Origin of the sequence: Companilactobacillus insicii (genome assembly GCF_003946015.1) — a bacterium.
GTDB lineage: Bacteria > Bacillota > Bacilli > Lactobacillales > Lactobacillaceae > Companilactobacillus > Companilactobacillus insicii.
Genome location: NZ_RHNU01000016.1, coordinates 39,754 through 54,065, shown reverse-complemented (window position 1 = coordinate 54,065; position 14,312 = coordinate 39,754). Strand labels below are relative to the sequence as shown.

The following is a 14,312-nucleotide window of genomic DNA, read 5'->3' as shown; positions in this document are numbered from 1 at the left end:
GGTCCTTTTTCTATCCAGAAATTTAGACAATAAAAAAACTGGTATTGGCTTTCACCAATACCAGAAAGTTTAGACCCATTTTTCTGGGTTTATACCAGGAAAAAATATCTAGTTTTTTTATATTCGATTCTGTAATCAAACTGGAGAAAGAATCCAAAATCATATTACTGGAACTATTTTCCTTAGTGCTCGAAAGTTGACTATGTTTCCAAAAAGTACATCGTGAGTTAAAGCTTTGACTAAATCATGAGATGATAGTATTTTGTTAAAACAAAAAGTACTTTTATTGGTGGTGTTGATGATGATTCCGATGTTTTGGACTTTTACAATGATTGTTGTCATTTTGATGTTCTGCTTAAAGAATGATCGATATGCTCGTAATATTAAGACTTATAAATCAGATCTAGTAACTATTGGACTTGCAATTGGAATTACAACGGTGATTTGTTTTAGTTTCTTTATTGTAAGTGGACATTCGTACATTTTCTTTTGATTTATATATTATAATTATAACTTTATATATGAAACATTATATTTTTGCTATCCCTTTTTTTGATACAATAAAAGAAATTAATTAAGGGGAGAAACAATGCAAGAACGAAATAAAAAAATAATTTATTCGATTCTTATTGTTGCTGTGGTATTGGCCATTTGGTTTTTACCAGTTCCATTAGGAATCAAAGTTGTAGGGTGGCGCACATTTGCTGTTTTTGTCGGTTTTATTTTGGGATGTTTATTAAATGTCGCACCTTTGGCTATTTTGGCAATCATAATGATGGCTGTATTAACCGTTTCGCAGGTAATGCCGGCTGAGCTGGTATATGCTGGATTTGGTAACAGTGCAGTTTGGCTGATTATGTTTGCTTTTTTTGTGGCAATAGGATTCAGAACGACAAAACTAGGATTTCGAATTGCTTATTATCTAATTTATAGATTTGGTCACAGTTCATTAGCGTTGTCGTATATTTTGACTATCTGTGATGTAATTATGGCTCCATTTGTACCGAATACTAATGCCCGTGGAGCTGGTGTTTTGTATCCAATAACTATGTCGTTATCAAAATCTCTAGGATCTGAACCAGATGATGGAACTCAGAATAAAATTGGTTCATTCTTATTGCTGACTAGTTTTCATCAGAACTTAATTGCTGGATCATTATTCTTTACTGCTATGGCAACTAACCCTTTGGCTATCAGCATGGGAAAGAGTGTTTTTAATATTTCTATTTCTTGGCTGGATTGGTTTAAGTACACATCAGTTCCTAGTATTTTGGCACTGATTGTTGTTCCATTGGTTATTTATTTTATCCATAAACCGGAGCTAAAAAAGATTCCTAATGCGCAAAATTTTGCAAAAAAAGAATTGGATAAGATGGGTAAGGTTTCTATCAAAGAAAGCATTATGATAGCTGTATTCATATTGATGATCGTACTTTGGTCAACAACGCAAATTACTAAGTTGGACAATACGAGCATCGCATTATTAGGATTAGCTATTCTGATTATTACTGGGATTGTTGGGTTAGAAGATATTTTATCCGAAAAAAAAGTATGGAATATATTTTTATGGTTGCCACCGTTAATGGCAATTACTCCTTATTTGGCACAGACTGGTGTAATTGAATGGTTCAAAAATATTATGTCTAATAGTGTTAAAGGGATGAGTCTAACAGCTGCATTTATTATATTGGCATTGGTATATCTATATATTCATTACTTTTTCACCAGTGTATTGGTTCATATGCAAGCATTGTACATTCCCTTTGCTACAGTATTAGTTAGCTTGGGCGCAAATCCTACAATGGTTATTATGATGTTTGCAATTTTAACGTGTATTTCACCAAGTACTACACATTACGGTACTGGAACAGCTTCTATCTACTTTGCGACTGGTTATGTAACTCAAAGAGAATGGTGGAAAGTTGGATTTATCGTGTCACTTGTTGAATTCTTGATCTTCATGGTTGTTGGATTAGGTTGGTGGAAGTTTTTAGGAATGTTTTAGGACATAAAAAAAGTCGATGTTATTCATCGACTTTTTTGCTATCTTCTTCTGTCTTTTTCTTGGTCACGTAATTGTTGATATCTTAACAAATCACGAATTTGTTGTAAGTATTCTAGTTGAGGATCTAATTCCTCAACACTTTCATCGAACTTACTCTTAGAACCATCACGACGCATTTTGTTCATTAATTTAACAATAGTGAAGACTACGAACATGATGATCAAGAAGTTGATCAAAGCATTAACAAAATCACCTATTTGGAAGCTAGCTCCAAAAACAACGAATTTCATTTCTGACAAGTTAATTTGACCAATTAAAATACCAAGTAATGGGTTGATAATATAAGTAGTTAACGCTGATACCAAATTATTAAATGCGGCACCAACGATAACACCTACGGCTAAGTCGACGACACTACCACGAGAGATAAACTCTTGAAATTCTTTAAGAATTTTGTGGCTCTCCTTTATAGCTTTCGATACAATGACTACTTTACTATATTTTCATTATTTTGTAAGTGTGTGTCGATAATTTAATTATTTATTAGCCAAATCGTAACTTTTTTCGATTACTTCCTGTTCAAAAAAAGCCTGCCAAATTGGCAGACCTTTGATTAACTAAACTTCTTTTGCAATGTGATTGTGGTAAGCATCCTTTATTTCACTTAGGTCAGTTAACTTGAGTTTTTCATTAACTTCATCCGTCATCGCTTGTTTAGTTTCTTCATCCCAGTTGTAGTAATCACTCATATAATCAATAACTGAATTTTCGATATCTTTCATATGATTAATATCGAATAACATTTGACTGCTGCGACGTAGTAAGTAATCGATAGGATGTTCAACCATTTCTGCTTTTAACCCATATTGTAACATTGCCCAATCAACACGTGGCAGACCATCTTTTGTTTCTTCTTTAGGTAATAGTTCAAAAATATCAGTTACATTAGATCCATATCTTTGAACTAATTTTTCAGAATCATCACGATTTAAATCGTAGTTGATGATTCCTTCTTCAGACATGTCTTCGAAATAATTCTTCCAGCCTTCATCGCCACCAACTTCACCGCCGGATAGTGTTAGATTCTCAGTTTGTTGAGATTGATACTCGTAATCAGTTTCATTGGATAATTCGAAGGCAACTTCGTTAACGATTTTTTCAGCCATTTTACGATAGCCTGTTAATTTACCACCAGCGATTGATAATAATCCGGATTCTGATTTAAAGATTTCATCTTTACGAGAAATTTCTGAAGGTGATTTACCTTCTTCTTGAATCAATGGACGAACACCTGACCAACCAGATTCCACATCATCGGGTGTCAATTGTTCAGGAAGATCGAACATTTGATTTGCGGCAGCTAAGATGTATGTTACATCCTTGATTGTAATATTTGGTTCCTTTGGATCTTCAGTCCAAGTTGTATCAGTAGTTCCTATGTAAGTTTTACCCTCACGAGGAATTGCAAACATCATTCGGCCATCGTGGAACGGAGTGTCAAAGTAGATTGAGTTTGAAATTGGGAACTTTTCATGATCAATTACTAGATGCACACCCTTAGTTAAGTGAAGATGTTTACCTTCGTTAGATCCATCCATATCTCTAATTTCGTCAACCCAAGGACCGCATGAGTTAACAACTTTTTTAGCATAAATTTCGCCAGTTTCGCCAGTTATCATGTCTTCAAAAGTTACACCGCAGACTTTGTTTTCGGCATTATATAGTAGACCAGTTACTTTGGTGTAGTTAGCAATTAGGGCCCCTAATTCGTTAGCCTTCTTTACTACTTCTAGTGTTAATCTGGCATCATCAGTTCGATATTCGACGTAAACTCCAGAACCCTTAAGGTTCTCGCTCTTGATGAAAGGTTCACGATCAACGGTTTTTTGAGGATCAAGCATATATTTTCGTTCAGATGATTTAACTTGCGCCAAACGATCATAAACATCAAGTCCAATTGCAGTTGAGAATGGTCCAAATGTTCCACCATTGTAGAAGGGAAGCATCATCTTTAATGGAGTCGTAATTTGAGGAGCATTGTTATACACAATGGCACGTTCACTACCAACTTCGTGAACTTCATTGATTGCAGCTTGTTTAAGATAACGTAATCCACCGTGAACTAGCTTGGTAGAACGGCTTGAAGTTCCAGATGCAAAATCACGCATTTCAACTAAGCCGGTCTTGAGGCCACGCGTCTGGGCATCTAGTGTGATTCCAGATCCTGTAATTCCACCACCGATAACCAATAAATCTAGTTCATTTTTTTGCATAGATTGTAGGTTATCTAATCTAGTTTTTTCTGAGAATTCTTTCATTGAGTGTTCCTCCTAAAAAAGTTCATTATGTTTACATTTTAGTAAATTACAGAAAAAACTGAAAGCGTTTCACCTTGAAATAATAAAATTATACAAAAGACGTTTAAGCATATATTAAATTATCGAATCATTGTGTATATGGCTTTGAAATTTTAGATATTCATCACTAAAAATATCACTTGGATGTTCGATTAACATTGACTTGGGGAAATAGAAACGTTCGTCCCCAGAAATTTTACCAGTTAGAGCATTAACTAAATTACTAATGGTGGAAAGTTCAATTAGTGAGCCATCATCGTTCATTATTTCGATTTGAGTACGGCTTTTATTGCTGTTGGGACTGTAGATATCATATGGTAGGTCATAACTAGTGTTAGTTGCTGTGTAATATTCTTTGGCAAAACCAGCGCTTTCTACCATATCGGCAAGTTTAGGTAGTATAGATTCAGTATTTTGAGTGTATTCAGCTGATTTGAATGGCTTACGATTTAAGAATCTGTATGCTAGGTCTTTTAGGATTTCATCGGGATAGCCTTGCCATAATGTGAAGTAAGTATTCAGAACACCATCATCTAGTAGTAGGTAGTCATTGATGTCAACGTTATTTTCGAAGAATGGTATTAGTAAACTTGGCATTTCAAAGTCATTCATATGATTATGTTCGTACAAGTCTTTGGCACGTTGAAGTAATTTAGTTAGAACTACTTCCATACCGCGTGATACTGGATGAAAATATACTTGTTGGTACATTTGGAATCTTGATAAAACATAATCTTCAACGGCGTGCATACCATCGTTGTCGAAGGCAATACCATCTTTGTAAGGACGCATAACTCTTAAAATTCTTGTAAGATCAAACATTCCGTATTTAGTGCCAGTAAAGTAAGCATCACGCAATAAATAATCCATTCTGTCAGCGTCAATTTGGCTAGATATCATCTGAACTACTTGTGGATTTTTGTATGTATGAGCAATAACGCTTGCTACTTTTTCGGGGAAGTCAGCAGAAATCTTGCGAAGTACCTGGTTGATTTCCGTTTCTGGAGAAGTGATTATTTCCTGTGTCCAGGCTTCATGGTCAGTATTAAAAATATGCTCAAAAGTGTGTGAGTATGGACCATGACCAACATCATGAAGGAGAGCTGCACATAGAGCGACAATTCTTTCATTGTCATCCCACAGACCATCTCCAGGTACTTTTGTTGGATAATTTCTTTGGAAATTATCACAGATTTGTCTAGTTATTTCATATACACCCATGCAGTGAGTGAAACGTGAATGTTCAGCACCTTGAAATGTAAAAGAAGCTGTACCGAGTTGTTTTACACGACGTAGTCGTTGGAATTCTTTAGTATTAATTAAATCGAGAATGACACGATGTTGTACGTGAATGTAGTTATGTATTGGATCACGAAAAACTTTTTCTCTAGGTAACATTTCTAGATTGTAAGTCATTATTTTCCCCCTAAGAGTAACTTTTTATTTTTGTAAATAAGATCATCCATGGTCTGATTATAAGCATCTTTATATGGTAACGATTCTTTAACAATGTTAAAATTTCCACGATCAATTTGATAATTATCAACTAATGTATTGAGAATTTTTTGCTTTGCAACATCAATAGTTAGATTTTGATTGAGTATTTCGTCTAAGTCAGTCATGCAGTGAATATCAATATCAGGGTATTCAATATTTTTATGTTTGGGATAATTGCTAATTTCATAAAAATCTTTCATTAATTGCGAGCGTTTCTTCTGGTCACCTGTTACACTGATATAGGCCATAATTGCGACAGCATTTCCAGCACGTCTTTGAGAGATTCCGGCAATTTTTTTGCCATCAATACTCAAGTCATATGTGCCTGGACAATATGAGCGAGTTATTTCACCAGTTTTGATTTTGTCAGAAAAAGTTTTCTGCATAATTTGATGCATTTGTTCATATGCTTGGTCAATTGTGATATTGTTTTTATTTGGTAAAAATAAAGTAAAATTGAGAATTCCTGAGTCAGTAACGACGCCGAGTCCACCAGAATTGCGTACATAGTAAATGTATCTTTTTTCTTCTAGTCGTTTCATTCCACCAGCAATATTCTTGAGTCGCTGGTCTTGTAGACCTAGGATAACAGTGGGTGGTGTAGTCCAAAAATGGGCTACAGGAATGGAATTTTCTGAGACGAACTTTAAGATTGCTCCAGTATCTGCAAATGGTACAAGCATATCTTCGTCTTTGGTGATTGTTTGATTGTATAATAAAATTGTATTGTCTAATGTTTTATTCATTAATTAATCACTTCTTTAAAATTAATTGTTATTCTAATTTTATCATGTAGAGGTGTCGTATTTTGGAAAATAACAGTATAGATGTAAATGTAGAGCTAAATATGGAAACTCTTCAATCTGGAGAATTAACTCATACAAAGATTGCCGAGCCTGGTAAATTTACTATGATTGGTAAATCCATGTATCTTAGATTTAATGAGAGTCTGGAAAATAATGACAAAGCTTCAATATTAGTCAAAGTGACTGACAGCGGAGAGATTCATGTCAGACGTGTAGCAAAATCAACTAATTTGGCATCACTATTATATTTTACTCATAAAAATCATAATAGTGGCCATTTGGAAACTGAATATGGAATTATGCAATTAAAGACTTTTACTAAGGATTCTGCTGTAGAAATAATTAATCAACCTTTATCTGGAAAAATAAATATTGATTATGATTTGATTTATGACAATAATGTAGTAGGTAATTACAAGTTTCGATTGATTTTTAAGGCTTGACAATCTATCATTATAAATAAGACGCTGCGAAAGGACGTGTACCCGTTTGGAATTTGAAAAATTCAAGAACCAAAACAAAGATGAGCTTTCTCTAATCGAGGTTGCTTACGAAATTCTTGATACAAACAAGAAAGAGGCAATGAACTTTTCTGACATTGTCAATGAGATTCAGGACTACTTAGGCAGATCTGATGATGATGTTAAGGAATCACTTCCTCAATTTTATACAGATTTAAATAATGACGGAAGTTTTCTTTCACTTGGTGAGAACGTTTGGGGATTGCGTAAATGGTATCCATTTGATTCTGTTGATGAGGAAGTAAACCATCCAGAAGATAATGGTACTGAAAATACACACAAGGCAGCCCAAAAGGTTAATGCCTTCATGAGTGATGACTCTGAAGACGATGACGTTGTCGACTATGATGACGATTCTGATTTGGATGTAACAGATATGGATGATGACGATGATAGTGATGGCTCATCAAGCAATGGCCCAGATCTTTCTAAGTTTACAAATGCCGATCTTTCAGTAGATGACGACAGTGATGATGAACAAGATACTGGCTTAGATGACGGTATTGAAGGTCAATTATCAGAGTTTGATGCTGATGAAGACGACGATGCAGACATCGATCTTGAAGACGACGATGATGACGACTCAGACGATGATGAAGATGACGATATTTAAATTTGTGAATTTAAAGTTTGACGATTTGGATAGATAACAGTATTATATTGTTTGGGCTCTATTAGATTGTCTAATTACAAGTTCCCTGTTCAATATGAATAGGGAACTTTTTTATTTTTGGTTGAGTAGGAAATCCCTAGAAAGAATATGTGGAGGAAAGCTATGACTAAGTATATTTTTATTACAGGTGGAGTTGTTTCATCTCTTGGTAAGGGTATTGTTGCGGCATCCCTTGGTAGATTATTAAAGAACCGTGGGCTAAAAGTAACAATGCAAAAATTTGACCCTTATATTAATGTGGATCCAGGAACTATGAGTCCATATCAACACGGTGAGGTTTACGTTACTAACGATGGTACAGAAACTGACCTTGACTTAGGACACTATGAAAGATTTATTGATAACGATTTGAATAAGTATTCAAACGTTACAACAGGTAAGATTTACTCTGAAGTTATTCGTCGCGAACGTCGTGGTGATTACAACGGAGCTACAGTACAAGTTATTCCACATATTACAGATATGATTAAGCAAAAAATAATGCGCGCTGCTACAACAACTGATTCTGATGTAATCATCACAGAAGTCGGTGGTACAGTCGGTGATATTGAATCACTTCCATATCTAGAAGCACTTCGTCAAATGAAGTCAGAAGTGGGTTCTGAAAATGTTGTTTACATTCATACTTCACTAGTACCTTACTTGAAGGCTGCTGGAGAAATGAAAACAAAGCCAACACAACACAGTGTTAAAGAATTACGTGGTATTGGTATTCAACCAAATATTTTGGTTGTTCGTACGGAAAAACCTATGCCACAAAACATGAAAGATAAGATTGCATCATTCTGTGATGTAGATTCAGAAGCTGTTATTGAATCACGTGATGCTAGATCACTATATGATATTCCTTTGAACTTACAAGCTCAAAACTTTGATGATATCGTATGTCGTTACTTGCATCTTGAAACTCCAGAAGCTGACATGACAGATTGGAACAAGTTAGTTGATCGTGTTAACAATTTGAAGCATACAACAAAAATTACACTTGTTGGTAAGTATACAAAGTTACAAGATGCTTATATTTCTGTTACAGAAGCACTTCATGCCGCAGGATATGCTTATAATACAGATATCGAATTGAAGAAGATCTCTGCCGATCTTATTACTGAAGATAATGTTGAAGAAATGCTTGGGGATGCTGATGGTATTCTTGTTCCTGGTGGATTTGGTAGCCGTGGACTTGAAGGTATGATTACAACTATTAAGTATGCTCGTGAACATGACGTACCTTACTTTGGTATTTGTTTAGGTATGCAAATGGCAAGTATTGAATTTGCTAGAAATGTTGCTGGTATCAAAGATGCTACAACTGGTGAAGTTGATCCAGATGCTGAAAATAAAATTATTGATATTATGGCAGATAAGAAGGATGTTGAGGACCGTGGTGGTACACTACGGTTGGGTGCATATCCATGCAAGTTGAAACCAGGTTCAAAGACAGCCGCTGCTTATGATGATCAATCAGTAATTCAAGAAAGACACAGACACAGATATGAATTTAACAATGAATATCGTAAACAATTCGAAGATTTAGGATTAGTATTCTCTGGTGTTTCTCCTGACAACCACCTGGTTGAAATTATTGAAGTTCCAAGCAACAAGTTCCATATTGCAGTTCAATATCACCCAGAGTTCTTATCAAGACCAACAAAACCAGAAGGTCTATTCAAAGCATTTATTGGTGCAGCTTCAGGATTAGATGAAGATAATATGTAATTTCCTGAAGTAGTTAAAAATAGTTAGGGAAAAGCTTATGCAAAAACTTGTAATCAATGGTGGAAAAAAGTTATCAGGTGAAGTGACGATTGGCGGTGCTAAGAATAGCACTGTGGCGCTCATTCCAGCCGCTATATTATCTGATACGCCTGTAGTGTTAGATTCAGTTCCACAAATTAGAGATGTAAAAAATTTACGTTCCATTTTGAAAGATATGAACGTTTCTTCAGAAATGAAGGATGATGTATTAAAGATTGATCCGACAAAGATTCAATTTGCCGAACTACCTAGTGGTAAGGTAAGCAGTTTGCGTGCTTCATATTACTTTATGGGAGCCATGCTGGGCCGCTTTGGTAAAGCTGTAGTTGGTTTCCCAGGTGGCGATGACATTGGACCACGTCCAATTGATCAACATATCAAGGGATTCGAAGCTCTCGGTGCACAAGTTGAAAACAAACACGGTCAGATCATTATTACTACTCCAAATGGCGGTCTTAAAGGTGCAAAAATCTTTTTAGATATGGTTTCAGTTGGAGCTACCATTAATGTTATCTTGGCTGCTGTTAAGGCTAAGGGAACAACCATCATTGAAAATGCGGCTAAGGAACCAGAAATTATTGATTTAGCCACATTCCTTAACAATATGGGGGCTGTGATTCGTGGCGTTGGTACGGAGACAATCCGTATTGAAGGTGTGGATAGTTTACGTTCAAATAATGCACATACTATCATTCCTGATCGCATCGAAGCAGGAACCTACTTGAGTTTAGCTGCTGCTAATGGTGGCGGAATTTTGATCAAGAATATTATTAGTGAACATCTGGATGCCTTTTTGGCCAAACTAGATGAAATGGGTGTTAACTTGGAAATTGGTGAAGATAGTATTTATGTTCAAGAATCTTCAGAACTTAAAGCTGTTAATATCAAGACCATGCCGTACCCAGGATTTGCGACAGATTTGCAACAACCAATTACACCACTTCTTATGAAAGCTAGCGGTGAAGCAATGGTTATCGATACTATTTATCCAAAGCGCATCAAACATATTGCTGAGCTTAACAAAATGGGTGCCAATATCACGAGTGAAAATGATTTGATTTTTGTTCGCGGTGGCGCTGAATTGAAGGGCGCAACTGTTTCGGCTGAAGAAATTCGTGCAGGAGCTTGTCTGATGATTGCCGGATTATTAGCAGAAGGTAAGACGACTATCAATAACGCTGAGAATATTCTTCGTGGATATGATCAAGTTGTTTGGAAGTTGCATTGCCTAGGTGCTGATGTTAAATTAGTTGGTGAAGATGATTTAGTTGAATAATTTATTGACAAATGATTATTTTGTTGTTAGATTATTAAATAGTTTATTACAGGAAGGGAGTGCAGCCGTTGAGAAATTAAGTTGAAATTTGAAATTATACAAAATAAGTGTGTAATTTGACTTCGACTTAGTGTGTCTTAATGGCTGTCCCTTAAAGGAAACAGAGTAAAATTCTGATAGATTTTTAGTATTACTTAAAATCTGATTTTTAACTCGTTTAAAGGACACTATTATGTAGTGTCCTTTTTTGTTGAGGTCAAAGCACCGTAAATGAGGTGTTTGTTAATGGGAACAATACAAATAGAAAATTTGAGCTTCAAATATGATCAAATGGTGGATAACTTGTTTGATTCATTGAATTTAAGAATTGATGAAAGTTGGAAGTTGGGGCTGATTGGTCGAAATGGTCGTGGCAAGACGACTTTGATGAATATCTTATTAGGCAAATTACAGTATTCAGGTCAAATTGTTTCTAATTTGAATTTTTATTATTATCCACAAAGAATAACTAATAAAAATCGCCCAGCTGTGGATATTGTAAAAGAATTGACCGGGTTGGAAGATTACGACCTGTGGAAAATTGAAGTTGAGTTGGATAAACTACAAGTTAAATCTGATATCTTGAATCAAGAGTTCTCGACATTGAGTCCAGGAGAACAAACCAAAGTATTATTAGCTATTTTGTTCATTGATGATTATGGTTTTCAATTAATCGATGAACCAACTAATCATTTGGACATTATTGGTCGTAAGGTTGTCGCTGATTACTTGAAGAGTAAAAAAGGATTTATTGTTATTAGTCATGATAAAACATTCTTGAATCAAGTAATTGACCATGTTATATCCATCAATCGCCAAGATGTAGATGTTTATAAGGGGAACTTCGATACTTGGGAGCATGAAAAGAATCTTCAAGATCAATCTGAGATGGACGAGAAGAATCAATTAAAAAAAGATATCAACAGATTACACGAAACAGCTGTGAAAAGAGAAAATTGGTCACGTCAAACTGAAAAAGGTAAAAATAAAACCGGTTTGCAGCAAGTTAACCTTGATAAGGGCTTTATTGGCCATAAGTCAGCTAAAATGATGAAAAAAGCTAAGACTATTGCTAGTAGAGTTGACAGTGAAATTGAAACAAAACAAGGACTTCTTAAAAATATTGAAATTGAAGATCCTATAAAACTAAATTACGTGGAATTGAAGCATCCTAAAAATTTAATTACTGTGGATAAGTTACAATTGCAACATGATGATATTGTGACGCCAGAAATAAGTTTTAAATTACCTGTGAATAAAGTCATTTCACTAGTAGGTCAAAATGGTATAGGTAAAACAACTGTATTTAAGCAAATTTTGGGCCTTAAGCAGCCTTTTAAGCAAACAGGCGAGTTGAATATCGGAAGTAATGTAAAAGTCTCTTATTTGGCACAAGAAGACGAATTAACAGGAAACATTCGGCAAATATCCGCTCAAAAGCAAATAGAAGCAGAAATGATCTTTTCAAACTTGCGCAAATTAGGTTTTGAGCGTGAACTATTTGATCAACCTGTGGAAAACATGAGTCAGGGTCAGAAACGAAAAGTTGCATTAGCAATTAGTTTGTCTGAAGAAGCAAACGTTTATCTGTGGGATGAGCCACTTAATTTCTTGGATGTAATTACTCGTCAACAAATTATTGATGCAATCAAAAAGCAACATCCGACTATGTTATTGATAGATCACGATCAAGATCTAATAGATGAAGTTTCTGATCAAAAGGTGATACTTCAAAAATAAAATTGTATTGAATAAAGTAGTAGTTCATGTTAATATTTAATACCGTTAGTAAATTAATCTCTATTTCTGCAAAAGATTTAGGGCAAAGGAGCGACATAGAATGAAAACAGGAATTCATCCAGATTACCATCAAGTTGTATTCATGGACTCATCAACAGGTAAGAAGTTCTTAGCTGGTTCAACAGTTCAATCAAACGAAACAACTGATTACGAAGGTACAGAATACCCATTAATTCGTGTTGAAATCTCATCAGACTCACATCCTTTCTACACTGGTAAACAAAAGTTTGCTCAAGCAGATGGACGTATCGACCGTTTCAACAAGAAATATGGTTTATCACAAAAATAAAAAGCCATCCTTTATTAGGAGGCTTTTTATTTTTGTGCTTTTTTTGACTTTAAATGTGTTGATACCCAAGCTAGGTTAATACCGGCTAAGATACTTGTACTAATGAAGACAGCTGAGTAGCTCAGGGTGCTGGAAATGAATGATCCAAGTAGAGGACCACAGACGTTCCCGACTGACTGGAATGACTGATTATATCCGAATATTCTACCGGTGTATTTTGCATCAGTATATTTTGCAAGTAGTGTCTGAACTTGTGGAACTAAACATGCATCGGATATACCTACGAAAAATCTTAACGTAGCCAATTGCCAAACATTAGTTACAAATGCTTGAGGGATGTATACTAAAACGGCGAAAATCAAACCACCGATCAATATTTTGCCAGTACCAATACGATCACCAAGTGCACCAAAACGAGGCGCTGCTATGATGTTAGCTATACCTGGTACAGCAGCCACGACACCGGCAATTAGTGTAACTTTATCAGATCCGTGCATTAGTTGTTTAACGTACAAACTGATGATTGGATTGATAGAGTTATTAGATGTTTGAATTATCATGGTTGTAACGAACATTGCTAAGATTAAGTTAGGATTCTTTAATTTTTGGAATATTTCTTTAGTGGAAGCTTCTTCACCTTTTGCAATAGGAGTGAAGTCCTCCTTAATAAAAATAGTGACTAATATAAATGCCAAGAATAAGAGTGATCCAGTTACCATAAATGGAATTCTATACCCAAGGTATTGTGCAATTACACCACCAACTAAAGGACCAAGTAAGGTTCCTGATATAACACCGGTGTTTAAAGTTCCCAGTGCTTTACCACTTTCTGATCTTGGAGCGGTAGATGCAATCAAAGTATTCGCATTACTTACAAATCCTGAAAAGACACCCTGCAATAGTCTTAGGACGACGATTTGCCAGGCGGCTGTTGCAAAGGCTTGAAGCGTAATTACAATAGCCATACCGAGTGCTGCCCGGATAAGCATTAGCTTGCGGCCTCTACGATCAGCAATTTTTCCCCAGATAGGTGAAACAATTGCCATAACCAAGAAAGTTGAAGAAAATGCAATACCATTCCAAATGACAAGTTGATTTTTTGTGAAATTCCCTAATTGATTAATGTATAATGGCAAAAAGGGTGTTATCATACTAAAGCCAATACCTGTCATAAAAGTACTGAACCAAAGAACTTTTAAGTTACGTTTCCAGTAACTATTTTCTTCCGGTACTTTTGTTGATTTAGATGTCATAGTGCATCAATTCCTTTCTAAATATAATACTATACTCTTTT

Annotated in this window: 13 protein-coding genes; 8 read left to right on the top strand and 5 right to left on the bottom strand. The window is 35.3% G+C overall.

What is annotated here, in order from left to right; all coding sequences use genetic code 11:
* Nucleotides 1-298 precede the first annotated feature (298 nt).
* Nucleotides 299-493, top strand: coding sequence for a hypothetical protein (locus EKM79_RS06680; RefSeq protein WP_125567157.1), 195 nt, complete (start codon nucleotides 299-301; stop codon nucleotides 491-493).
* Between the two features lie 96 nt (nucleotides 494-589).
* Entirely contained in the window at nucleotides 590-2,005 is a 1,416-nt protein-coding gene (locus EKM79_RS06675) for a DASS family sodium-coupled anion symporter (protein WP_125567155.1), read from the top strand.
* 38 nt (nucleotides 2,006-2,043) lie between these two features.
* On the opposite strand, the gene mscL is transcribed toward EKM79_RS06675, so the two are convergent.
* From mscL to EKM79_RS06655, 4 genes are all read right to left on the bottom strand, one after another.
* Nucleotides 2,044-2,457, bottom strand: coding sequence for a large conductance mechanosensitive channel protein MscL (gene mscL, locus EKM79_RS06670; protein WP_125567153.1), 414 nt, complete (start codon nucleotides 2,455-2,457; stop codon nucleotides 2,044-2,046).
* A 165-nt stretch (nucleotides 2,458-2,622) separates the two neighbouring features.
* Nucleotides 2,623-4,323: a glycerol-3-phosphate dehydrogenase/oxidase gene (locus tag EKM79_RS06665; RefSeq protein ID WP_125567151.1), complete on the bottom strand. Its 1,701-nt coding sequence runs from the start codon at nucleotides 4,321-4,323 to the stop codon at nucleotides 2,623-2,625.
* A 114-nt stretch (nucleotides 4,324-4,437) separates the two neighbouring features.
* Nucleotides 4,438-5,778: an HD domain-containing protein gene (locus tag EKM79_RS06660; RefSeq protein WP_125567149.1), complete on the bottom strand. Its 1,341-nt coding sequence runs from the start codon at nucleotides 5,776-5,778 to the stop codon at nucleotides 4,438-4,440.
* Nucleotides 5,778-6,605, bottom strand: coding sequence for a lipoate--protein ligase family protein (locus EKM79_RS06655; protein WP_125567147.1), 828 nt, complete (start codon nucleotides 6,603-6,605; stop codon nucleotides 5,778-5,780). The genes EKM79_RS06660 and EKM79_RS06655 overlap by 1 nt, the downstream gene beginning before the upstream one ends.
* 62 nt (nucleotides 6,606-6,667) lie before the next feature.
* On the opposite strand from EKM79_RS06655, the gene EKM79_RS06650 reads away from it, so the two are divergent.
* The 6 genes from EKM79_RS06650 (at nucleotide 6,668) to EKM79_RS06625 (ending at nucleotide 13,018) form a co-directional block, all read left to right on the top strand.
* Nucleotides 6,668-7,108, top strand: coding sequence for a YwiB family protein (locus tag EKM79_RS06650; protein ID WP_125567145.1), 441 nt, complete (start codon nucleotides 6,668-6,670; stop codon nucleotides 7,106-7,108).
* Between the two features lie 46 nt (nucleotides 7,109-7,154).
* The gene (gene rpoE, locus EKM79_RS06645) at nucleotides 7,155-7,799 is read left to right on the top strand and encodes a DNA-directed RNA polymerase subunit delta (protein WP_125567143.1); all 645 of its coding nucleotides are present in this window, start codon (nucleotides 7,155-7,157) and stop codon (nucleotides 7,797-7,799) included.
* Between the two features lie 162 nt (nucleotides 7,800-7,961).
* Nucleotides 7,962-9,575, top strand: a complete 1,614-nt coding sequence (locus EKM79_RS06640) for a CTP synthase (RefSeq protein ID WP_125567141.1) — start codon at nucleotides 7,962-7,964, stop codon at nucleotides 9,573-9,575.
* A 37-nt stretch (nucleotides 9,576-9,612) separates the two neighbouring features.
* Complete coding sequence (locus EKM79_RS06635) at nucleotides 9,613-10,890, top strand: UDP-N-acetylglucosamine 1-carboxyvinyltransferase (RefSeq protein ID WP_125567139.1); 1,278 nt, start codon at nucleotides 9,613-9,615, stop codon at nucleotides 10,888-10,890.
* A 285-nt stretch (nucleotides 10,891-11,175) separates the two neighbouring features.
* Nucleotides 11,176-12,669 (top strand): ribosomal protection-like ABC-F family protein, encoded by a 1,494-nt coding sequence (gene abc-f, locus EKM79_RS06630; RefSeq protein WP_125567137.1) that lies wholly within the window; start codon nucleotides 11,176-11,178, stop codon nucleotides 12,667-12,669.
* Nucleotides 12,670-12,769: 100 nt separating this feature from the next.
* A complete protein-coding gene (locus EKM79_RS06625) occupies nucleotides 12,770-13,018 on the top strand; it encodes a type B 50S ribosomal protein L31 (RefSeq protein WP_125567134.1) in 249 nt (82 codons plus the stop codon).
* Between the two features lie 26 nt (nucleotides 13,019-13,044).
* Here the strand turns inward: EKM79_RS06625 and EKM79_RS06620 are convergent, their stop codons facing one another.
* A complete protein-coding gene (locus tag EKM79_RS06620) occupies nucleotides 13,045-14,271 on the bottom strand; it encodes a multidrug efflux MFS transporter (RefSeq protein WP_125567132.1) in 1,227 nt (408 codons plus the stop codon).
* Nucleotides 14,272-14,312: the final 41 nt, after the last annotated feature.